The sequence below is a fragment of the Streptomyces sp. NPDC020958 genome (assembly GCF_055562175.1).
Window position 1 is genome coordinate 1,248,959 of sequence record NZ_JBVHFU010000001.1, and the last position, 20,078, is coordinate 1,269,036.

The 20,078-nt window shown below is 72.7% G+C and carries 18 protein-coding genes; 10 read left to right on the plus strand and 8 right to left on the minus strand.

The genetic code is table 11. The features are described from left to right. Window positions 1-70: 70 nt before the first annotated feature. Window positions 71-1,261, minus strand: a complete 1,191-nt coding sequence (locus ACZ3KP_RS05645) for a hypothetical protein (RefSeq protein ID WP_467496634.1) — start codon at window positions 1,259-1,261, stop codon at window positions 71-73. A 527-nt stretch (window positions 1,262-1,788) separates the two neighbouring features. Here ACZ3KP_RS05645 and epsC point away from each other — a divergent pair. The 10 genes from epsC (at window position 1,789) to ACZ3KP_RS05695 (ending at window position 12,222) form a co-directional block, all read left to right on the plus strand. Then, a complete protein-coding gene (gene epsC / locus ACZ3KP_RS05650; RefSeq protein ID WP_467496788.1) occupies window positions 1,789-2,370 on the plus strand; it encodes a serine O-acetyltransferase EpsC in 582 nt (193 codons plus the stop codon). A gap of 95 nt (window positions 2,371-2,465) precedes the next feature. Beyond that, entirely contained in the window at window positions 2,466-3,443 is a 978-nt protein-coding gene (locus ACZ3KP_RS05655; protein ID WP_467496636.1) for a PLP-dependent cysteine synthase family protein, read from the plus strand. After that, complete coding sequence (locus tag ACZ3KP_RS05660; protein ID WP_358985550.1) at window positions 3,440-3,907, plus strand: cupin domain-containing protein; 468 nt, start codon at window positions 3,440-3,442, stop codon at window positions 3,905-3,907. The genes ACZ3KP_RS05655 and ACZ3KP_RS05660 overlap by 4 nt, the downstream gene beginning before the upstream one ends. A 68-nt stretch (window positions 3,908-3,975) precedes the next feature. After that, window positions 3,976-4,944 (plus strand): DMT family transporter, encoded by a 969-nt coding sequence (locus ACZ3KP_RS05665; RefSeq protein WP_467496639.1) that lies wholly within the window; start codon window positions 3,976-3,978, stop codon window positions 4,942-4,944. A 477-nt stretch (window positions 4,945-5,421) separates the two neighbouring features. After that, window positions 5,422-6,240 carry a cupin domain-containing protein gene (locus ACZ3KP_RS05670; protein WP_360566020.1) on the plus strand — a complete coding sequence of 273 codons (819 nt, stop codon included), beginning with the start codon at window positions 5,422-5,424 and terminating at the stop codon, window positions 6,238-6,240. 7 nt (window positions 6,241-6,247) lie between these two features. After that, window positions 6,248-8,110: an asparagine synthase (glutamine-hydrolyzing) gene (asnB, locus tag ACZ3KP_RS05675; RefSeq protein WP_467496642.1), complete on the plus strand. Its 1,863-nt coding sequence runs from the start codon at window positions 6,248-6,250 to the stop codon at window positions 8,108-8,110. After that, window positions 8,107-9,153: a PrpF domain-containing protein gene (locus tag ACZ3KP_RS05680; RefSeq protein WP_467496643.1), complete on the plus strand. Its 1,047-nt coding sequence runs from the start codon at window positions 8,107-8,109 to the stop codon at window positions 9,151-9,153. Before asnB ends, ACZ3KP_RS05680 begins: the two co-directional genes overlap by 4 nt. Then, window positions 9,132-10,307 carry an acyl-CoA dehydrogenase family protein gene (locus ACZ3KP_RS05685; RefSeq protein WP_467496644.1) on the plus strand — a complete coding sequence of 392 codons (1,176 nt, stop codon included), beginning with the start codon at window positions 9,132-9,134 and terminating at the stop codon, window positions 10,305-10,307. The genes ACZ3KP_RS05680 and ACZ3KP_RS05685 overlap by 22 nt, the downstream gene beginning before the upstream one ends. Then, a complete protein-coding gene (locus tag ACZ3KP_RS05690; protein WP_467496646.1) occupies window positions 10,295-11,698 on the plus strand; it encodes a dihydroorotase in 1,404 nt (467 codons plus the stop codon). Before ACZ3KP_RS05685 ends, ACZ3KP_RS05690 begins: the two co-directional genes overlap by 13 nt. Next, the gene (locus ACZ3KP_RS05695; protein ID WP_467496648.1) at window positions 11,695-12,222 is read left to right on the plus strand and encodes a flavin reductase family protein; all 528 of its coding nucleotides are present in this window, start codon (window positions 11,695-11,697) and stop codon (window positions 12,220-12,222) included. The genes ACZ3KP_RS05690 and ACZ3KP_RS05695 overlap by 4 nt, the downstream gene beginning before the upstream one ends. 62 nt (window positions 12,223-12,284) lie before the next feature. On the opposite strand, the gene ACZ3KP_RS05700 is transcribed toward ACZ3KP_RS05695, so the two are convergent. From ACZ3KP_RS05700 to ACZ3KP_RS05730, 7 genes are all read right to left on the minus strand, one after another. Then, window positions 12,285-13,526 (minus strand): ATP-grasp domain-containing protein, encoded by a 1,242-nt coding sequence (locus tag ACZ3KP_RS05700; protein WP_467496650.1) that lies wholly within the window; start codon window positions 13,524-13,526, stop codon window positions 12,285-12,287. A gap of 36 nt (window positions 13,527-13,562) precedes the next feature. Beyond that, window positions 13,563-14,810 carry an MFS transporter gene (locus ACZ3KP_RS05705; RefSeq protein ID WP_467496652.1) on the minus strand — a complete coding sequence of 416 codons (1,248 nt, stop codon included), beginning with the start codon at window positions 14,808-14,810 and terminating at the stop codon, window positions 13,563-13,565. 14 nt (window positions 14,811-14,824) lie between these two features. Then, entirely contained in the window at window positions 14,825-16,030 is a 1,206-nt protein-coding gene (locus tag ACZ3KP_RS05710) for an ATP-grasp domain-containing protein (protein ID WP_467496654.1), read from the minus strand. Between the two features lie 64 nt (window positions 16,031-16,094). Further along, entirely contained in the window at window positions 16,095-17,051 is a 957-nt protein-coding gene (locus tag ACZ3KP_RS05715) for a cupin-like domain-containing protein (RefSeq protein ID WP_467496655.1), read from the minus strand. Window positions 17,052-17,056: 5 nt separating this feature from the next. Continuing rightward, window positions 17,057-17,785 carry an alpha/beta hydrolase gene (locus tag ACZ3KP_RS05720; protein WP_467496657.1) on the minus strand — a complete coding sequence of 243 codons (729 nt, stop codon included), beginning with the start codon at window positions 17,783-17,785 and terminating at the stop codon, window positions 17,057-17,059. A gap of 34 nt (window positions 17,786-17,819) precedes the next feature. Continuing rightward, entirely contained in the window at window positions 17,820-18,416 is a 597-nt protein-coding gene (locus ACZ3KP_RS05725) for a GNAT family N-acetyltransferase (RefSeq protein ID WP_467496659.1), read from the minus strand. Next, window positions 18,416-20,077: an AMP-binding protein gene (locus ACZ3KP_RS05730; RefSeq protein ID WP_467496661.1), complete on the minus strand. Its 1,662-nt coding sequence runs from the start codon at window positions 20,075-20,077 to the stop codon at window positions 18,416-18,418. Before ACZ3KP_RS05730 ends, ACZ3KP_RS05725 begins: the two co-directional genes overlap by 1 nt. Window position 20,078: the final 1 nt, after the last annotated feature.

A 20,078-nucleotide genomic window follows, 5' to 3' on the forward strand; every position in this document is an offset into this window, starting at 1 on the left:
GTCGGCACCGACGGGAACCGCCCGCACAACCCCCTCGGGCCGTGCGGGCGGTCCATGCGGACGGACGCGGTCAGACCTGGTCGGGGCGCCGGCTCACCTCCGCCCGCAACAGTTTCCCCACCGCCGCGACGACCCCCGCGACCTCCTGCGGGGAGTCCGCGGTCAGCATCACGTAACCCTCCCCGCCGTGCCCGTCGCCGGGAATGTCGTCCCCCGACCGGTACGGGAAGTGCACCCGGTGCACCCCCGCGAGCTCGGACACCGCTTCCAGTCCCGACACCGACAACAGCCGCCCCGCCGGCAGACGGTAGGACGCCACCGCCGCGTACCGGTCGGCCGTCGGCACGCCCACCGGTTTGCCGGCCAGCGCCTGCACCAGCTCCTCGTCGGCCCGGAAGCCCGTGGCGGCCTCGATCAGGGAGGCCACCGGCTCCTCCGGGTACGCGGCCCGCGAGCGGACCACCCGCGGTCCGTCGGCCGTCAGCACGACCACGGTGTACGCGTACCCGAACTCGTACCCGGCGAGATCGAGCAGTTCGGTCACGAGCGCGCGCGCCTCGGCCTCGTCCCGCTCCGGCAGGGGCGCCGGGAACAGGTGGCAGCCCGCCTGCCAGGCACCGTGCAGCGCCACCACGCCCACGACACGGTGCATCCCGTCCACGGTGAGCGTCACCACGCCGTACTCCGGGCCTTGCAGATATCGCTCCACCAGGTAGGCACGCCCACCCGCCGCCGACGGGCAGCCGGACTCCTCGGCACCGGACGGCAGCGAGCGTACGGTGACCGGCCCGCCGATCTGCTCGACCGCGGCGGGCAGTTCCTGGGCGGAGCGGGCCCGCGCGGCCGGGACGTAGGAGTGCCGACTGCCGTTGAGCAGCGCCCGCATGGCGGCCGGCTCACTCAGCAGGCGGGCCGCGTCCGCCGGGTTGGGCGTCACCCGCAGCCGGGCCGCGGTCCCGGCCACCGCGGGCAGCTCCGCCGTGCCGGCGCAGGCCAGCAGACGTTGTGTGCCGTGGACCCGGACCGACAGCTCGATCGCCTCGGCCAGCGCGGCACCGTCGGCGAGGTCCACGAGGTCCACGGGCACCCCGGGCGGTATGCGGTCGTCCGGCGACACGGGGGTGTCGGAGATGATCCGGACGACGAAGCCCGCGCCGACGGCGGCGCGTACGAGGTCCGGTGACGGGCCGATCAGCAGCAGCCGCTGCGGAGTGCCGTCCACGGGGCATGGCTCGTTCTCTTGGTCGGCCGTCGCGCTCATGGCTGGGTCCTCGTTTCCTCGTCGGCAGCCGGTATCCGCTGGACGTCGTGCCGGCCCGCGTCCCGGGTGCCCCGGACAACTGATGGTTCGCGCATGGGTATTGCTCTCTCGCACGGGTGGGGCGCCGTATCGGCCGTCCTGGCCGTGCCCCCGCTCGTCTCGGCGCGGAGGGGCGCTCGGGGGGAGTGTCCCTCCGACCGTTCCCGGTTCGCTCCCCGGCCGCTCCCGGCACCGTCCACGCCGCCGCGGTCGCGCGCCGACGACCGGGGACCCGGGCGGGAAGAGAACGGGAACGGCAGCGGCGATGCTCTCCACGATCCCCGGACCCCGCGGCGACCACCGGGTTACCCCTCCCTGCCCTGGGACACGGGTCCCGGCCCCGCCCGCGACCACCCCCTGCGAAGACTGGAGACTCCGTGAGCGCCACCTCGAAGGAGCCCGCGTCCGTCCTTCCGTTCCGGCGGGCCGGCTCGGACGCTGCCCGCGCCGTGCCGTCCGCCACCCCACCCGACACCACCCGCACCGGTCTGCTCCGTCTGATGCGCGAGGACCTGGGCGTCGTGGTCGAGCGGGACCCGTCCGTCCACGGACGCCTGGAAGCGGCACTGCACCCCGCGCTGACCGCGCTGTGGACCCACCGGGTGGCACACCGGCTGCACACCCGCGGACACCGGATGACGGCACGTCTGCTGGCCCGCTGGGCACGACGGCTGACCGCCGTGGAGATCCACCCGGGAGCGGTCCTCGGCCGCCGGGTCTTCATCGATCACGGGGCCGCGGTGGTGATCGGCGAGACCTGCGTCGTCGGCGACGACGTGACGATCTACCACCAGGTGACGCTCGGCGCGGTCGGCTGGTGGAGCGACAACGAGAGGCCGCCGGGTGCCCGCCGGCATCCGGTGGTGGGCCGCGACGTCGTGCTCGGCACCAACGCCACGGTGCTCGGTCCGGTGACCGTCGGCGACGGCGCGGTGATCGGCGCCCAGGCGCTGGTCAACAAGGACGTGCCGGAGGGGACGCGGATGCTGGCCGCCACCGCCACCGGGCGTGTGCCGGGCCGCCCGGCCGAGGACGTCGTCGCGAGCATCGCCTCGGCCGGTTCCTGGTAGCCCCGCGCCCCGTCCCGTCTCCCCTCCCGTTCCCCGCCGGCTCCTCTCCGCCGGAACCGGCCCGCCACCCCCCAGACATGACGAGGAATCACATCATGCGCACCATGACGCCGCATACACCCCTGCCCGCCCTGGTCCGCCCGGCGGTCGCCGACGGGATCGACGACCTGGTGGGCGGCACCCCGCTGATCCGGCTCAGACTCGCGGGACTGGCACCGGGCGCCGAGGTACTGGCCAAGCTGGAGGCGGCCAACCCGATGTCCAGCAGCAAGGACCGGGCGGCGCTGTACATGCTCAGGGCCGCCGAGGCACGCGGTGACCTGGCGCCGGGGGGCACGATCGTCGAGGCCACCTCCGGCAACACCGGTATCTCGCTCGCCGCCCTGGCCGCCGCGCGCGGCTACCGCTGCGTCATCGTGCTCCCCGACAACGCGACCAGCGAGCGGATCCGTCTGCTGTCGGCGCTGGGCGCACAGGTGGTCCAGACCCCCGCCGAGCGGGGCTACCCGGGCGCGATCGAGCGGGCCGAGGAGATCCACGCGGCCACCTCGGGCTCCTGGTTCCCGTGCCAGCACGAGAACGCGGACAACGTCGAGGCCCACTACGCCACGACGGGTCCCGAGATCACCGCCGCCCTCGCCTCGACCGGGCGCCGCGCCGACACCCTGGTCTGCGCGGTGGGCACCGGCGGCACCCTCACCGGCATCGGGCGTCACCTGCGGGAGCAGGACCCCGGCGTGACGATCGTGGCCGTCGAGCCGGAAGGATCCCCGCTGCTCTCCGCCGGACGCGCCGGACGCCACCGCATCCCCGGTCTCAACGGCGGTTTCGTCGCCCCGACCACCGACGTCTCCCTGATCGACGAGGCCATCGCCGTCAGCGACGCGGACGCCCTGCAGACCGCCCGTGAACTCGCCGCAGGTCAAGGCCTGTTCGTAGGTGTGTCGGCCGGTGCCGCGGTGCACGCGGCACGCCTGGTGGCCGGCCGCCCCGAGTACCGCGACCGGTGTGTCGTGACCGTCCTGCCCGACACCGGCGAGCGCTACCTGAGCATGTGGGAAGACGGCTCATGACCCTCCTGGTGTCGACCCTGAAGCGGTTCGGCGACGCCGTCACGGTCCGGATCGGACAGACGACGACCACCCGGTACCTCGCGCTCGCCGAGACCACCGACGGCCGCCTCGGCCTCTTCCACCACCACATGCTGCCGGGCGCCGCCGGAGCGGCCCCGCACTACCACACCCGTATCTCGGAGTCCTTCTACGTCATCTCCGGAGAGGTCACCCTCCACGACGGCACCGGCTGGCACACCGCGCACGCCGGTGACTTCCTGCACGTGCCCGAGAACGCGGTGCACGGCTTCCGCAACGACAGCGACGCACCGGCCGAAATGCTGATCATCTTCACGCCCGCCGAGAACCGCGAGGCCTACTTCACGGGCCTGGCCGAACTCCTGGCCGACGGAAACATCCCCACGCGCGCCGAGATGGTGGCGCTGATGGAGAAGTACGACCAGTTCGAGGTCGACGAACCCTGACACCGCCGCGTACCCGAGTCCCCACCCCACCTCACCCCATCCCTTCCGCAACCTTCAGGAGTCATCGGATGCACCCCGTCAACTGGGCCCGCTTCGGCCTGCTCGCCGCTCTGTGGGGGTGCAGCTTCGCCTTCATCAAGGTGTCGCTGCACGCCTTCGCCCCCCTCCAACTCGCCTTCGGACGGCTCCTGGTGGGCGCCCTCGTCGTCTCGGTGATCCTGGCCGTGACCAAGGGCTCCTTCCCCGGCCGCAAGGTCTGGGGGCACATCGTCGTCGCCTCGGTCTTCGGCAACGTCGTACCGTTCACCCTCTTCGCCGTCGGCGAGCAGCACACCACCGCGAGCGTCGCCGGCGTCATCCAGGGCGCCACGCCCCTGGTCACCCTGGGGCTCGCCGCCATCGCCATCCCCACGGAGAAGCCGACCGCCCGTAAAGTCACCGGTCTCGTGATCGGCTTCGTCGGGCTGATCGTCGTCGTCGGACCGTGGCACACCCACGGGTTCGGCTCCGTCGGCGGCCAACTCGCCTGCGTCGGCGCGGCGGTCAGCTACGCGATCAGCTTCGTCTACGTCCGACGCTTCATCGCCCCGCACAAGTTCCCTGCGCTCGCCGTGACCGCGGCGCAGCTCACCTCCGCCATGGTCATCACCGGTCTGATCACCGCGTTCACCGTCGGCTGGGACCTGCCCGGCGAGCTGACGGCGGGCCCGCTGCTCTCCCTCCTGGTCCTCGGCGGCGCCTCCACGGGCATCGCCTTCGCCCTGATGAACCGGCTCATCGCGGACGCCGGCCCCACCACGGCGTCCGGCGTCAACTACCTGGTCCCGGTGTTCTCCGTGATCGTCGGCGCCGCCGCCCTCGGCGAGAGCGTCACCTGGAACGTGCCGGTGGGCGGCGCGGTGGTCATCGCGGCACTCGCCCTCGCGGAGGGCCGGCTGCCGTTGCCGTCCCGCCGCGCCGCCGCCACACCGGTGGCCAGGACGGCGCCGTCCGCGTCCGACCGGCCCCCGGCCCCGGCCGCCCGCGAGGCCTGCTGACGGCTCCTCCCACCGGCCGCACACGGCCTCCCCACGAACGCCGTACGGCGCACCCCTGCCCCGGGTGCGCCGTACGGCGTTCACGCGTGGGGACGACCGGGACCTCCTCCCGCCGTCGTTCCCCTGAGCAGTCCCGGGCCGGGAGCGACACGGGAGACAACCGGGAACCCGGCGCGCGAACCTTCCACAGACGAAGGAAGAACGACACGGCGGCCCGCACCCGCCGACGTGAACTCCTTCCCCGCTCGGCCACCCCGCCCCGGCCCCTCATCGGCGCCCCCCGGCAAGCCGGCACCGCTTCGCCCCGTGCGAACGGCCGCGCGGCCCGCTCCCGGCGCCCGGCCCGCGACGCCCCCGGCCGAACGGCAACCGCCCGGCCTCTCCGCTCCGCCACCGCACCCGCAGGCCGCACCACCCCACAGCACCAGCCACAGGCCGCATCACCCCAGGCCTTCGAACACAGGAAGCAGCCACAGCATGCCCCCAACCACCCAAGCCCCCGCCGCCACCGCGCTGGGCGACGCCCGCATCATCACCGCGGCCGAGTTCACCTTCCACCCCGTTCCCGGCACCCGCACCACGGTGGCGACACCCGTCAGCCCGGCGGCCGGCGCCACCCACGTCACCCTGCACGTCGTCCGGATCGCCCCGGGGGAGTCGTACGTCCCCGAGCACAGCGCGGCCGAGGAGAACACCGTCGTCGTCTTCTCCGGAGCCGGCACCGCCGCGGTCGGCGAGCACACCCGCCCCGTCGGCCGCGGCGCGGCCGCCTACGCCCCGACCGGCCACCCCCTCACCCTCAGCGCCGACGACCAGGGGATGACCGCCTACGTGTGGCGCACTCCCCTCGCGGGCGCCCCCACGGGCAGCGACCCGGTCCTGCACTCCTCGCTCTGGGACGACACCACCCAGCTGCGCGGCTTCGGCGGGACCGGGCAGATCGAGGCGGCCGAACGCCGGGCCACCATGAACTTCGTCTTCTGGCCCGGCACCGGCAGCAGCCGGCTGTGCCTGCACTGCGGCATCCAGCAGCCGGGCGAGACCTTCAACGTCCACCTCCACCCCGACAGCGACGAGGCGTTCATCGCCTTCGAGGGCGTCGGCCAGATGTACCTGCGCGACCGCTGGATCGACGTCGGCGCGGGTGACGTCCTGTACGCGGCGCCCGGCGTCCTGCACGGGGCCCGCAACCCGCACACCGGCCCCACCGCCCGCCGGTTCGTCACCTGCGGCGGACCCAGCCCCTACGACCCGGCGCTCTACTCCGCCGCCGGCCACTCCTCACAGGTCAGGTGAAAACAGCGTGTGCCGCATATACGGAACCTTCAACGTCCACTCCGACGAGGCCGAACTGCGCCGCGTCGCCGACCTGATGCTCCACGGCGGTCCCGACGCCCAGGGCGTCACGCACCGGGCCGACTGGGCCCTGGGCAACAACCGCCTGTCCATCATGGACCCCGAGGGAGGCGCCCAGCCCTACCACCTCGGCCGGATCACGGTGGTCTTCAACGGCGAGCTCTACAACCACCGCGACCTGCGCGAACGGCTGACCAAACGCGGCTTCCACTTCGACGACCAGTGCGACGGCTCGATCCTGCCGGCGCTGTACCTGACCTACGGGGACCGGTTCGCGGAGCAGCTGGACGGCATGTACTCCGTCGCCGTCATGGACCTGCGGTCCACCCCGCGCATGGTCCTCGCCACCGACGACTCCGGCATGAAGCCGCTCTACTACCACTACGAACGCGCCGCCGGCCGCTTCCGGTTCGCCTCGGAGCTGCCCGCGCTGCTCGGCTTCACCGGGCTGCGCGCCGAGGAGGACGAGGCGGGCCTGGACGCCTACCTGACGTCCAAGACCCCGTTCGGGGACCGCACCATGTTCCGCGGGATACGCGTGCTGCCGCCCGCCGCGACCGCCGTCGTCAGCCACCGGGACGGACTGCGGATCCGGCGCCGTCCCATGGCCCACGAGCAGGGCCTGCGCCCCGACGAGGGCCGCACCCTCGACGAGGCCGGCGAGCAGCTGCGCGCCCTGCTGTCCGAGGAGGTGGCACGGCTGCTGGTGGCGGACGCCCCGGTCGCGGCCGTCACCTCCGGCGGCCTGGACTCCAGCCTCGTCACGGCGCTCGCCGCCCAGGCGCTGTACGACGCCGGCGGCCAGGGAAGCCTGCACACCTTCAACATCGCCTACACCGGTACCTGGCCCAGCGACGAACGCGCCTACGCGGCGGAGGTGGCGCGCGTCGCGGGCACCCGCCACCACCAGGTCGAGATCGACCCGGCCACCTTCCCCGACCTGATGACCGACGTGGTCCGCCACCTCGGGCAGCCCAACGCCGACCCCATCACCCTGTCCACGTTCTCCCTCTTCCGCGCGGTGCGTGACGCCGGCTTCAAGGTCGCCCTCACCGGCGACGCGGCGGACGAACTCTTCGGCGGCTACGCGCGCATGACCCAGGCGGTCGCCGCCCACCACGGATCGGACTGGGCGGAGGACTACCTCGACCACCTGGCCGCCGTCCCGCGGGCGCTGCGCGAGAGCCTGTACACCGACGAGTACGCCTTCACCGTCCGCGCGGCAGGCTCCGCCCTGCCCGCCGACATCCGCCGGATCCTGCGGACCAGCCCCGGCACCCGGCTGCAGCGCATCGCCGCCGTCGAGCAGCGCTACCGGCTGCCCGCCTACCACCTGCGGCGCGTCGACCACCTGTCGATGGCCAGCTCCATCGAGGTCCGGCTGCCCTTCTGCCAGCCCTCCGTCGTCCGCTTCGCGAGCACCCTCACCGACGCCCACCGGCTGGTGCCGGGCCTGGGCGTGAAACGAGCCCTGTACCGGGCCGCGCAGGGCCTGATCCCGCGCAGCGTGCTCGACCGGCCCAAGCAGCCCTTCACCCTGCCGGTCACCGCGATGCTCGCCCCCGGCCAGCCGCTGTGGACCCTGGCCCGCGACGTGCTCTCCCCGGACACCCTGCGCGCCGACGGCCGGATCCGCCCCGAACGGGTGGCCGCGCTCTTCGACGAGCAGGCCGCCCGGCCGAGCGACACCGCCTCCCTGGCCCTGTGGTCGCTGATGTCGCACCAGCTGTGGCGCCAGGAGTTCTTCGCGGCGGCGCAAGCCCCGACGGCCCTGCGCGCACCGGCCCGCGTCCTGCTGGAGGCGGCATGAGCGTCAGTCTCGCGCGGGCGCACGGCACCCCCTGCCCGACGGCCGTGGTGGACGCGCGCACGCTGCCCGAGTCGGAACCGGAACTGCTCGCACGGCTCACCCAGTTGCGTACGGTCCTCGCCGACCACGGTGCCGCCGACGTCCTGAAGAACGCGCTCGTCCAGCCGTCCCGCCACCCCCTGTTCGACCTCGACTACCGCTTCGTCCAGTCCATGCCGGACCGGCTCGACAGCTTCGACCTGCGCGGGTCCTGCGGGCACTCCATCCTGGCGGCGGTGGAGGCCGCCGCCCGTACCGGCATGATCCAGCCGCTCGTGCCGGGCTGCCGGGTCCGGGTGAACGTGCTCAACAACGGGGACAACGTGGTGTGCGAGGCGGAGGAGACCTCCCCGGAGGGCACCCGCTTCACGGCCCACTTCCTGTGCTCGCCACCCCGGCCGGTCGAGCAGCTGCTGATCACCGGCGAGCCGGTCACCGGGATCCCCTTCGAGGAGCGTACGGTCCCCGTCTCCCTGGTCTCCATGGGCAACCCGTACCTCTTCGTGAACGCCGCCGAGCTCGGCGTCCGCACGGTGCGGGAGCTGTTCGCCGACGACCCCGTGCTGTTCGACCGGATGAACCGGCTGCGCCTCGCGGTGTGCCGGACGCAGGGCTGGGACACCGCCGGCGCCTTCCCCAAGGTCGCCGCGCTGCTTCCCGACGGCCCGGGAGCACTCGCCGTCCGCGCCATATCCGTACCGTCCTGGCATCCGACGGTGGCCCTCACCGGCGCGACCTGCCTCGCCGCGGGCGCCGCCGTGGAGGGCACCATCCCGCACCTGCTGTCCGGTGTCTCGCAGCAGCCGGAGGGCGGCATGCTCGCCCTGCGCACCCCGGGTGCCACCGTCCGTGCCTCGGCCCGCACGACGGGCGGCCCCCGCGACCGCAGGCTCGCCTGGATCTCCGTGGCGGACAAGCAGGTCGACTACCGCGGCCCCTTCCTTCCCGCCTCCGCCTCCACCTCCACCTCTGAGGAGTTGTCATGGCTTCCGCTGACAGCCTGACCGTGCCCGACGTGCCGACGCTCACCCGGGCGCCGCTCGCCCGGCCGGCCACCGGGCTGACGCCCGCGCTGCGCGAGCGCCTCGCCGCCTGTGCGCGGACCGCGGACACCGACGGGGAACCCGACCGGCAGGCACTGGCCCTGCTGCGCGAGTCCGGGCTGCTGGGCCTGCCGCTGCCCTACGAGTACGGTGGCGCCGGCGTCGACGCCCAGGGCCTGAACACGGCCGTCGAGCAGGTGGCACAGGTGAACGCCTCAGCGTCGATCATGCTGTTCCAGCACTACGCGGTCAGCAGCCGCATCTTCGAACACGGCAGTCCCGCCCAGCGCCGCAGGCTGCTGCCCCGGCTCGCCCGCGGAGAGTGGCTCGCCGCCTCCGCGTGGAGCGAGACGGGTGCGGGCGCGAACAAGAAGAACCTGTCCACCACCGCCCGCCGTACGGCCGACGGCGGCTGGATCATCGACGGCGCCAAGTCGTTCACCACCAGCGCCGGACTGGCCGACGTCTACCTGGTGCTGGCGCAGAGCGAGGAACCGGCACCGGACGCCGCCGCCGACACCGGCTACGGCGCCGCCGGCCAGACGTTCTTCCTGATACCGGCGGACACTCCCGGGCTGGAGCCGGACACCTCGCTGCGGCTGACCGGCATGCGGGGCTCGGCGACCGGCTTCGTCTCCGTCCACGACTGCCGGGTGCCCGACACCGCGCGGCTGGGGCCGGTCGGTACCGCCGCGTCGATCATCGCGGGCGTCCGGGACAGCGGCGCCACGCTCGGTGCCGTGTCCGTCGGTATCGCGCAGGCGGCGCTCGACCTGGCCCATGAGCACGCCGAGCGGCGTGGGCTGACGGCCCAGCAGGCCGTCCGGCACCGCCTGGTCGACATCGCGGGCGAGGTGGAGGCGGCCCGGGCGATCGTCGAACGGGCCGGCCGGCGCACCGCTCCCGACCCCGGGATCGCGACGCTGCACTCCAAGCTCTTCGCCGCATCCGCCGCCGAACGGGTCGTCAACGCGGTCGAACGGCTGCTGGGTTCGGCCGGCTATGTCGCCTCGCACGAGATCAACCGCTACGGCCGCGACGCACGCGCGGTCGCCCTGATGGGACCGACCAACGACCTCTGCAAGGAACTGGTGAGTCTGACGTGGAACAGCTGAACACCGTGTCCGGGCACCTTCCCGCCGATCTGGTCGTCGAGGGCGGCCGGGTCGTCACCCCCGACGGCGTCCGCGACGCGAACGTGGTCGTCCGCGACGGCCTGATCGCCGAACTGCCCCCGCCCGACGCGCCGTTGCCGGCGGGCCCGCGGGTCGACGCCCGTGGCCGTTACGTGCTGCCGGGCCTGATCGACTCCCACGTGCACTTCCGTACTCCCGGCCTCGAGTACAAGGAGGACTGGGACCACGGCAGCCGGGCCGCCCTCGCCGGCGGCGTGACGACCGTGATCGACATGCCCAACACCCGCCCGCCGTCCCTGGACGAGGCCGGCCTGCTCGCCAAGGCCGAGCTGATCGAAGGCACCTCGTGGACCGACTACCGCTTCCACATCGGCGCCGACCCGGACCGTCCCGAGCTGCTCGCGGAGCTCGACCCCCGGATCGCGACCTCCGCGAAGATCTTCATGGCCGGCCACCACACGGCCCCCGTCGTGTTCCGGGACGAGGAGCGGCTGCGGCGGGCCTTCGCCGCGGCGGCCCGCGGCGGCGTCCGGCTCGTCCTGCACGCGGAGGACCAGCACGTCTTCGACCTCCTCGACGCCGACTCGGGCACTCCCGACTCGTACGCCCAGTACGAGCCGCACCGCCCGCGCTCCGGCGGCATCGTCGCCGTGGCCCGGGTCATCCACCTGGTCCGCGAGTACGGCACGAAGGCCCACGTCCTGCACGTGTCCTCGGCGGAGGAGGCCGACCTGCTCACGGCGGCGGCCGCCGAGGGGCTGCCGCTCACCTTCGAAGTGACCGGCCACCACCTGTCGTTCACCCACGACGACACCACCCGGCGTGGACCGCGCACCCGCCTCTCCCCGGCCATTCGCGAATGCCGTGACCAGAAACGCCTGTGGCGAGCGGTGCTGAACGGCGAGGCCGCCACGCTCGGCAGCGATCACGCCCCGCACACGGTGGAGGAGAAGAACCGCCCGCCGGCCGACGCGCCGCCCGGCCTGCCCGGCGTCCAGGAGCTGGCCACCGGCGTCTGGACCGGCCTGCTCACCCGGGGCACCGGTCCGGACGCGGCGGCGGCGCACCTGGCCCGGCTCATGGGCGAGGGGCCCGCCCGGCTCTTCGGCCTGCCGGGCAAGGGCCGGCTCGAACCGGGGGCGGACGCCGACCTGACCCTCCTGGACCCCTCGGCACGGTGGCAGTTCTCGGCTCGTGACGTGCACGCGCTGTGCGGCTGGTCCGCGTACGAGGGCTGGACCTTCACCGGACGCTTCACCACCACGGTGAAGGCGGGCCGGGTCTGCTGGGACGCTCGTACCGGATTCACCGGCCGCCCCGAGGGGCGCTGGCTGCACGGCCTGGCCCGCCCGCTGGAGGTGGCACGGTGAGCCCGGCCCTGCTGGCCGACCAGGCCCCGGCCGACGCGCGGCCCGGTCTCGCCGACTCCTTCCGCGCCGCGATGTCCGCCCTGGCCGCCCCGGTCACCATCGTCACCTGCTACGACGACCAGGGCAGGCCGCGCGGCCTGACGGCGAGTGCCGTCAGCTCCCTGTCGCTGACCCCGCCGCTCTTCCTCGTCTGCCTCGACCGGACCTCACGCACCCACGACGTGCTGACCGTGGCCGAGGACTTCGCCGTCCATCTGCTCGGCCCCGGCGAGGAACACCTCGTAGAACACTTCAGGCGCCCGGCCGAGCACCGCTTCGACGGCCTCTCCCTCGGCGCACGGTCCGATCGGGCCCCCGTGATCGCCGGCGCCTCGCTCACCCTGCACTGCGTCCGTCACCAGCTCATGGAGGGAGGCGACCACACGATCCTCGTCGGACGGGTCACCGAGGTCAGCGGCGAGCCCGCGCACTCCGGCGGCCTGCTCTGGCACCGGCGCGGCTTCGCCCACGCACGACGCGCGTGACCCCGGGTGGGGCTGCCACCGCCACGGCGCGGGGGGCAGCCCCACCGAGGCGGCCCCGGCGGTCACACCGTCCCGTGCTCCGTGGCCGGTGCGGACCAGTGGTAGACGAACCTGAGCGTACGCACGGCCTCCTGGGCGTGGCGCAGTGCCTCCGCGGGCGTGTCGGCGGTGGTCAGGACGCGAGCGGAGCGGTCCCCGCTCTGCAGGACGGCGGTCTGCGGGGAACCCGGCTGCTTGAGCAGGTCGACCCGGTGCACGGACGGCAGGCGCCGGACGCGTTCGACCTCCTGCACCTCGACCAGGGTGTTGGTCGGGGGGCCGGACGGGTCGGCATACCAGACGGCCGCGCCGCGGTGCGCCGTGACGGGCTCCGGCAACAGGGCCGAGACGTCCTCACCGATGCTCTGCCGGGCCACCAGGTCGTGCACGTCCACCCCGGTGGCCAGTTCCACCAGGTCCATGATCGCATCGCCGCCGATGCGGTTGTGGGTCTCGATGAGCCGCGGCCCCCGGTCCGTCAGGACGATCTCGGTGTGCGAGGGGCAGTCGTGGAAGCCGAGCACGTCCAGGACGCGTTCGACGTAACGGGTGACGGCCTCCCGGTCGGCGTCGTCCAGCGGGGCCGGGACCAGGTGCCCGCGCTCGACGAACGTCCGGTCGTCCCTGAACTTCCTGGTGATCGCGAGGACGTGGTGGCGGGTGCCGACCGACACGGCCTCCACGCTGAACTCCGCACCGACCAGGAACTCCTCGACCACGACCCCCCGCTCGACCTGCTCCTCGCCCAGACGGAGCAGGGCGGCGTCGACATCGGCGGGCGAGTCGATCCTGGCGACCCCGGCGCTGGCCTCGCCGTCGACCGGCTTGACGATGCACGGCAGGCCCACCGCCCGGATGGCGGCCGGCAGGGAATCGCGACCGCGCGCCAGACGGTGACGGCAGCCCGGGACACCGTGCTTGTCCAGGATCTCCCGGGTCCTGGACTTGTCCAGCACCCGCTCGAAGAGCTCCACGTCCACCACGGTGGGTACGCCCAGCCGGTCGCTGACGGCGCGCACGATGCGGTACGTGTGTTCGTTGAAGGCCGTCACGGCGTCGAACGGCGCGGCGGCGTGCAACACCTGGGCGACACCGGTCCACAGGCCGATGTCGGCCTCGTCGTCGAGGACGACGACGTGCCGGTAGGGCCCGGCCGGGTCCTGCGGACTGGCCCGTCCCCGGGGCACCAGGAGCACCAGCTCGTGCCCCTGCGTGTGCAGACGGTCGTGGCACATCCGGTTGGTGCCCACCACCAGAACTCGCATCTCGCACCCTTCGCGTCGTGGACCGGTCGGCCCCGTTCAGTCGGCCGCCACTTTGGGCTCCTTGCGGGAGGAAAGGGAGCGCAGGCTCCCGTTGGTGACGCTCAGCCACCGGGCCAGGGCCGCGGCCACGACGGCGAGCGCCGTGGCGATCAGCCAGAAGTCGGGGCCGTGCCCGCTGCCGGCCAGCCACCGGTACACCGCCACTCCGAGGCCGCCGCCGACGCCCTCGCCGACGGCGTTGGCGATCGAGAACACGCCGTAGCCCAGCGCCCGGCTCTGCTGACCGAGCAGGCCGAGCAGGAGCACGTCCATGGTCGGCACGAACATCATCTCGCCCAGCGTGAACAGCACCACGCCGGCCACCGCCCCCGGAAAGCCGGGCAGCAGGTAGACCGCGAAGAATCCCAGCGCGAACGACGTGTACGCTGCGACGGTGGTGACGGTCCCGCGGCCCTTGGACAGCTTCTCGGCGACGCGGGTGACACCCAGCTGCGCCACCACGATGAGCAGTGCGTTCAGCGTGTACAGCCAGCCCAGCCGGTCCCTCGCGCCCGGGACGGCCGACACGTGCAGGGCCAGCGCGTTGAACAGCTGGCCGTAGCAGCACCAGCCGAGCAGGTTGATCAGCATGAACGGCCGCATGCCCGGCAGGCGGAGGACGGTGAGGTAGCCGCGCAGCGAGGAGTCGGGGGCCCGCACCGGGCTGTCGGGCATCAGCAGGCGGTAGTTGAGGTAGGTGGTCACACCGGCCAGGCAGTAGATCGCGGCGACCGCGGTGAGCACCTGTCCGTGCTCGTGGTGCTGGACGAAGAACAGCGCGACGGGGGCCGCCACCGCGGAGGCGACGTTCACCGCGACGTTGATCAGTGAGAAGATCCGGGCGCGGTCGCCCGACCGGTCGCTGGCGTCGGCCGCGAGCTGCTTGCTGGCAAGGGCGTTGACGGAGACGCCGAGGCCGGCCAGGGCCAGGGTCGCCGCCGTCGCGGCCAGGCCGCCGGCGATCCGCAGCCCCAGGAAGCCGACGGCCGCGGTGAGGCAGCCCAGCAGGACGGAGCGGGCCGCCGAGATCCTGTCCAGCCACCGGGCGAGGAACACCTTGGACACTTTGTTGGCGATGGTGAAGACGAGGACCAGGAGACCTGTCCGCCCGCCGTCGAACCCGGCCGCCGTCAACGACACGGCGAGCGTGGACAGCAGGCCGAACAGGCCCAGGTTGGTCATGAAGTAGTGCAGCGTGATGGAGCGGGTGGCGCTCGTGCGCCCGGCGCCCGCGGTGTTCTCCATGGCGTCGTCCGGCCTCATGCCTGGCCGAGCGGGGCCCGCTCGATCCGCACCAGGTCGCGTGCGGCCTCGGCCTTGGCGACCGCGTCCGGTGTGTCCTCGCCCTCGCACAGGACGTAGCCCTGCCGGGAATCGGAGGACAGGACGGCACCGAGGGTGCGTCCGGGGGCCAGTGTGCACAGCAGCCTCAGGACGCCGGGTGCCCGGCGGGCCTCGTCCAGGCCCCGGACAGCCGTGACGGTGGTGTTCTCGAAGGCCAGGAAGCGGATCGCCGCGGCCCGGGCGCGTGGGGTACGGGCGGGAGCCGGGAGACCGAGCAGTCCGGCGAGCGTCTCCGCGATCATGTCGACACCCGTCACCAGTTCGGTCATCTCCCAGATCTGGTCGCCGCCGACCCGCGTCTGGGCCTCGATCAGCCGGGGGCCGGCCGGCGTGAGACGCAACTCCGTGTGGACGGGGCCCGTCCGCTGCCCGATCACGTCGAGGAAGCGGAGGACCAGGGAGTCGATCGCCTCCCGGTCGGCGCTGTCGAGTCGCGCCGGCATCTGGTGGCCGAGTTCGACGAAGCCCGGGGCTCCGAAGGTGCACTTCTCCGTGACCATGACGATCTCGTGCTTGCCGTCCTGGGACACCGACTCGACGCTGAACTCGGGGCCCTGGAGGTACTCCTCGGCGAGAACCGGTCCGTCGGTCCACCGGGTGGTCCAGGACCAGCGCTCGGCCAGCTCGGCCTCGCTGCCGACCAGGTAGACGCCCTCACTGAGACCGCCGGCCGGCGGCTTCAGGACGATCGCGCGGCCGCCGAGGCCGGCCATGAACTCCCGTGCCTCGGCCGGTTCGGCGCACAGGCGATGCCGTACGGGGCTCAGCCCGTGGCGGGCCAGCGACTCGCGTGTCCTGGTCTTGTCCCGGGTGAGCAGGACGGCCGCCAGGTTGTCGCCCGCCACGCCGAGGTCGATCGCGCACCGGGACGCCGGCTCCAGGCCGTACTCGGTGAACGACAGGACGGCGTCGAACGGGTCCGCCGCGTGCCAGGCGCGGACGACCGGCAGGATGGTGTCGAGCCGGCGGTAGTCGAGCACGGTGTAGTTCTCCGCCGCTGCCGCGTGTTCCCGGTCGGCCCGTTCGGGGATCTGGACCATCGAGTAGCGGATGCCCAGCCCGCGTACCTTGGGCAGCTCGTGGCCCCGCCCGCCGACCAGCAGTACGTGTCGTCCCGTCACCGGGTCTGCCTCCCGACCAGTTCGTCGTCGCTCGCCGTCGCGGAGCGTCGGTGGTGTGTCCGGCTCACTGCCGCAACCTGGACAGGTCGATGTCCATCTGGTGGGCCAGGGCCCGGCCGCGGGCCATCACGACGTCGAACAGCTCGGAGTGCGTCCTGCGCAGTTCGTCCGGGTTCAGGGCGAGCGCGAGCAGTTCACCGATCCGCTGGCGGACGTGCAGGCGCAGGTTGGCCTCGTCGAGGGCCTTGCGGCCGAGCCCGATCGAGTCGCTCAGCAGCTCGATCCGGTGGAACCACCAGGCCGGCAGGTAGAGCACGTCACCGGGTCGCAGCACGAACCGGGTGAGCTGGGTGGCGGGGGAGTCGAGCAGGGCCCGGACGTCGAGTTCACCGTCGGGGCCGGGCAGCAGCTCGGAGTCGGGGCCCATGATGTACCAGAGCTTCTCCCCGACGATCTGCGCGTGCAGCACGTCGACCGAGTAGGAGTCCTGGTGCAGCCGGGTGATCCCGCCCTTCTGCCCCAGCCACAGCTGGTGGTTGGTCGAGGCCGCGTCGCCGTACAGGTTCCGCCGGAAGTCGTACTGGGCGATGTCCAGTTCGGGCATGTCGTCGGCCAGCTCCGGGGCGGTGGTCTTGTAGTACCACTCCTGGAGGTAGATCGGGGGAGCACCCGTGCCCGCGCTCTCCTTGAGCAGCGTCACGAACTCGCCGAAGGTGGTCGACCTGGCGGCCTTGCTGCTGTAGCTGTCCACGACGACCGGGACGGAGCCGCAGCGTTCGGCCAGGGAGTCGAAGGACCAGGTCCGCACGGACGGCCAGTGGGCCGCGTACCCCTCGAGGACGACCGGTCGGCCCTTCGCGCGGTACTCGCTGTCGAACTCCTCGCGGGACAGACCGCGGCGGCGCTCGATGTCCGGCGCCGAGGCGAGGGCGTCGGCGAGTGGACCGGCGCGGAAGGCGGCCTCCACCGCCCTGAGGCTCTCCACGTCCCGGCGCTTCAAGTAGTTGGGTTCGATCGCCATCGTGGTCAACTCCTCTGCGAGGTGGGAGCGTCCGCCGCCAGCACACGCAGCGTCGCCCGCACCACCCGGTCCCGGTCCTCGGGGTGGTCGGGCAGCCGTCGGTGGACGAAGTGGTCGTAGCCGTCCAGCCGGACGACCTCGGTCGAGCGGGCGCGCTGCGCGCTCTCCAGATATCCGTCGACGACCGCGGGAGCGACCACCTGGTCCTCACCGGCCACGAAGATCAGCAGGTCGCCGTCGAACTCGCGCAGGCCGGCGTAGGCAGGCGAGTCCGGGTAGCGGCCCGGCTTCGTGAGGCTGCCGTCGAAGCGCAGGTCGGCGGCGTCGGCCGGGTAGGCCGCGGGGCAGAAGAACACGAGCGCCCGGGGCCGCAGCCGGGGCACCGCCGACGCGGCCAGATGCGCCCCCATGCTCGTGCCGAGCAGTACGGGCGCGGCGGCGGTGTCCAACTGGGCCGCCGCGGCGAGCGTCTCCGCCATGCGTCCGCGCAGCGTGGACTCGGCCAGGGTGCCCGCGCTGTCCCCGTTGCCGGAGAAGTCGAACGTGAGCCATCCGTGGCCGTGGGGTGAGAGGGCGTCCAGCAGGTAGCGGATGCGGTGGCGGCTCGACGTGACGCCGAGACCGTGCAGGGCCAGGACGGTGGGCCGTGACCCGTCGACCGGAGCCGTACGGGTGCCGGCCAGCTTCCGGCCGTCGCCCTCGAAGACGAAGTCCTCCGTGTCCACCGTGTCCATCCCCCCTGTGAACGTGCTGCTGACTGGTGCCGGTTCAGCCCGCGTCGACCTGGCCGAAGCGCTCGCGGCGCACGTCGGGCCACTCGTCGCGCAGGATGCTGTAGTAGACGACGTCGCGGCGGCGGCCTCCGGGCATGTAGTTGAAGCTCCGCAGGACGCCCTCCTCGGTCGCACCGATGCCGGAAAGCCCACGCCGGGCCCGGGCGTTGCGTACGTCCGTCTTGAACTCGACGCGCTCACAGCCCAGTTCGGAGAACGCGTGGTCGAGCAGTGCCAGCTTCGCGGCGCGGTTCACACCCGTGCCCCGGGCCGCTCCGCAGACCCACGACCAGCCGATCTCGATCCGCCGGTCCGCCTCGGCGAGATTTCCGTACGCGCTGCTGCCGACGATCCGTCCGGTGGCGTTGTCGACGATCGCGAAGACGATACGGCTGCCGTTCAGGGTGTCCTTGATCGCGGTCTCCACGAACGCGTGGAGATCCTCCGGCGAGCTGACACGCGTGACGAAGTACTCCCAGGTCTCGGGCTCGTAGGCGATGCCCGAGAACTCCTCGACGTCGCCGATCCGCACCCGTCGCAGCGTCACCCGGTCGTTGGACAGCACCGTGTTCGCCAGCTTCTCCCAGCTCATCATTCCTCCGCCTTCTGCGTCCGCGGCCTGCCGACCGCCGCCGTCACCAGGACGGGGGCCCCGTCCGTGGAGCCGTCGTTGTACACCGCGTGCTTCTGGTAGACGAGGTCGAGATCCTCGCCGAAAACCCGGCCGATCTCGGCCCGCACCAGCTTGAACTGCGCGTTCAGCAGACCGTTGTCGACGGAGAACCGCTCGCCCGCCACCACGACCGCGTAGATCCTCTGCTCGTAGCGCAGTTGCTCGTTCAGACGGCTGACCGCGTCCGCCAGGGACTCGGGGTCGGTGTCCGGGGCGGCCGGTGACACCACGGCCGTCAGGTAGGGCTTGCCGTCACCGAACACGGCGCAGTCGTGGATCTCCGGTATCTCCCGCAGACGCTCCTCGACGAGGGGCACCAGGATGTTGAGGGCGCTGCTCAGGGTGACGATGTCGTCGACCCGGCCGTCGATGTAGAGGAAGCCGTCCTCGTCGACATGGCCGATGTCGAAGGTCTTGACCTCGCCGGTCGGCAGGTACACCTTCTCGTTGGCACCCGGCCCGCACCACGTGTAGTGGGTGTTGACCGGGTCGAGGCCGCCGACGATCAGGATGCCGTCCTTGTCGAAGCGGATCCGCTTGTGCGGCAGTACCTTGCCGACGCTGCCCACCCGGACGGCCCCCGGGTGGTTCTTGGCGACGATGCAGGTCTCGTTGAGGCCGTACCCCTCGTAGAGCGGGACGCCGCAGTCGTTGAAGAAGTCCAGCATGGGCCGCCCGGCGGGCGCCGAGCCCGTCCACAGGTAGCGGACGGCGCCCCCGAGTTCGGCCTGGACTGCGGCGCGGCGCGCGGCCGGGTCGGCCGGGGCGCCGGCGGCCTCGACGCGTGCCTTCACCTGCTCGTAGAAACCCGGCACACCCATGATCACGGTCGGGTGGACGGCCTGCGCCACCTCGAACACGGTGACCCGGTCGGCGAGGGTGACGTCGTGTCCGTTGACCAGCGCCGAATAGATCCAGTACCGCTGCTGGAGGAATCGCGTGGGCAGGAACACCAGGACGTTGTCCCCGTCCCCGTGGTGGAACATCTCCTGGACGGCGGCCATCGACCGGTTCACGCTGGCGACCGTCGCCTCGATGCCCTTCGGCACACCGGTGCTCCCCGAGGTCTGCTTGATCGCGAAGACGTCCGCGGGGTCGTAGGCCTCCCGGGCGGGCAGTGCCGCGGGGTCGGCCCCTTCGTCCTGCGCCCATCCGCGGACGCCACCGATGTCCCGTACGGCGCCCCGCTCGGGTTCGTTCTCGGTGAAGAGCAAGGTGAGACCGAAGTCGGCGATCACCTGCTCGGGCTCGTAGCGACCCGGCTCGACACCCGCGACGACCGCACCCAGCTTGACCGCGGCCAGGTCGAGGAGCACCCACTCGATCCGGTTCCGGGACATGATCCCGATCCGGTCCCGCGCCCGGACACCCGCGGCGTGCAGACGGCACGCCACCCGGGCCGCGCCACGGTCCAGTTCGGCCAGGGACAGCGAGCCCATCCCCTCCTCCTCACGGAACCAGAACCGGTGCGCGGTGTCCTGACATGACGTCAGGGCGATGGTGCTGACCACGTCCGGGGGCGCGGTCATGCCGGGGACGGGGACGGGGACGGGGACGGGGACGGTGTTCTGCTCAGCCACT

Bases quoted from the DNA above. Each gene is read 5' to 3' on its own strand.
- ACZ3KP_RS05700 (WP_467496650.1), bottom strand. From the start codon at position 13,526: ATGCGAGTTCTGGTGGTGGGCACCAACCGGATGTGCCACGACCGTCTG.
- ACZ3KP_RS05715 (WP_467496655.1), bottom strand. From the start codon at position 17,051: ATGGCGATCGAACCCAACTACTTGAAGCGCCGGGACGTGGAGAGCCTC.
- ACZ3KP_RS05660 (WP_358985550.1), top strand. From the start codon at position 3,440: ATGACCCTCCTGGTGTCGACCCTGAAGCGGTTCGGCGACGCCGTCACG.
- ACZ3KP_RS05670 (WP_360566020.1), top strand. From the start codon at position 5,422: ATGCCCCCAACCACCCAAGCCCCCGCCGCCACCGCGCTGGGCGACGCC.
- ACZ3KP_RS05680 (WP_467496643.1), top strand. From the start codon at position 8,107: ATGAGCGTCAGTCTCGCGCGGGCGCACGGCACCCCCTGCCCGACGGCC.
- ACZ3KP_RS05645 (WP_467496634.1), bottom strand. From the start codon at position 1,261: ATGAGCGCGACGGCCGACCAAGAGAACGAGCCATGCCCCGTGGACGGC.
- ACZ3KP_RS05705 (WP_467496652.1), bottom strand. From the start codon at position 14,810: ATGGAGAACACCGCGGGCGCCGGGCGCACGAGCGCCACCCGCTCCATC.
- ACZ3KP_RS05720 (WP_467496657.1), bottom strand. From the start codon at position 17,785: ATGGACACGGTGGACACGGAGGACTTCGTCTTCGAGGGCGACGGCCGG.
- ACZ3KP_RS05685 (WP_467496644.1), top strand. From the start codon at position 9,132: ATGGCTTCCGCTGACAGCCTGACCGTGCCCGACGTGCCGACGCTCACC.
- ACZ3KP_RS05665 (WP_467496639.1), top strand. From the start codon at position 3,976: ATGCACCCCGTCAACTGGGCCCGCTTCGGCCTGCTCGCCGCTCTGTGG.
- ACZ3KP_RS05655 (WP_467496636.1), top strand. From the start codon at position 2,466: ATGCGCACCATGACGCCGCATACACCCCTGCCCGCCCTGGTCCGCCCG.
- ACZ3KP_RS05725 (WP_467496659.1), bottom strand. From the start codon at position 18,416: ATGAGCTGGGAGAAGCTGGCGAACACGGTGCTGTCCAACGACCGGGTG.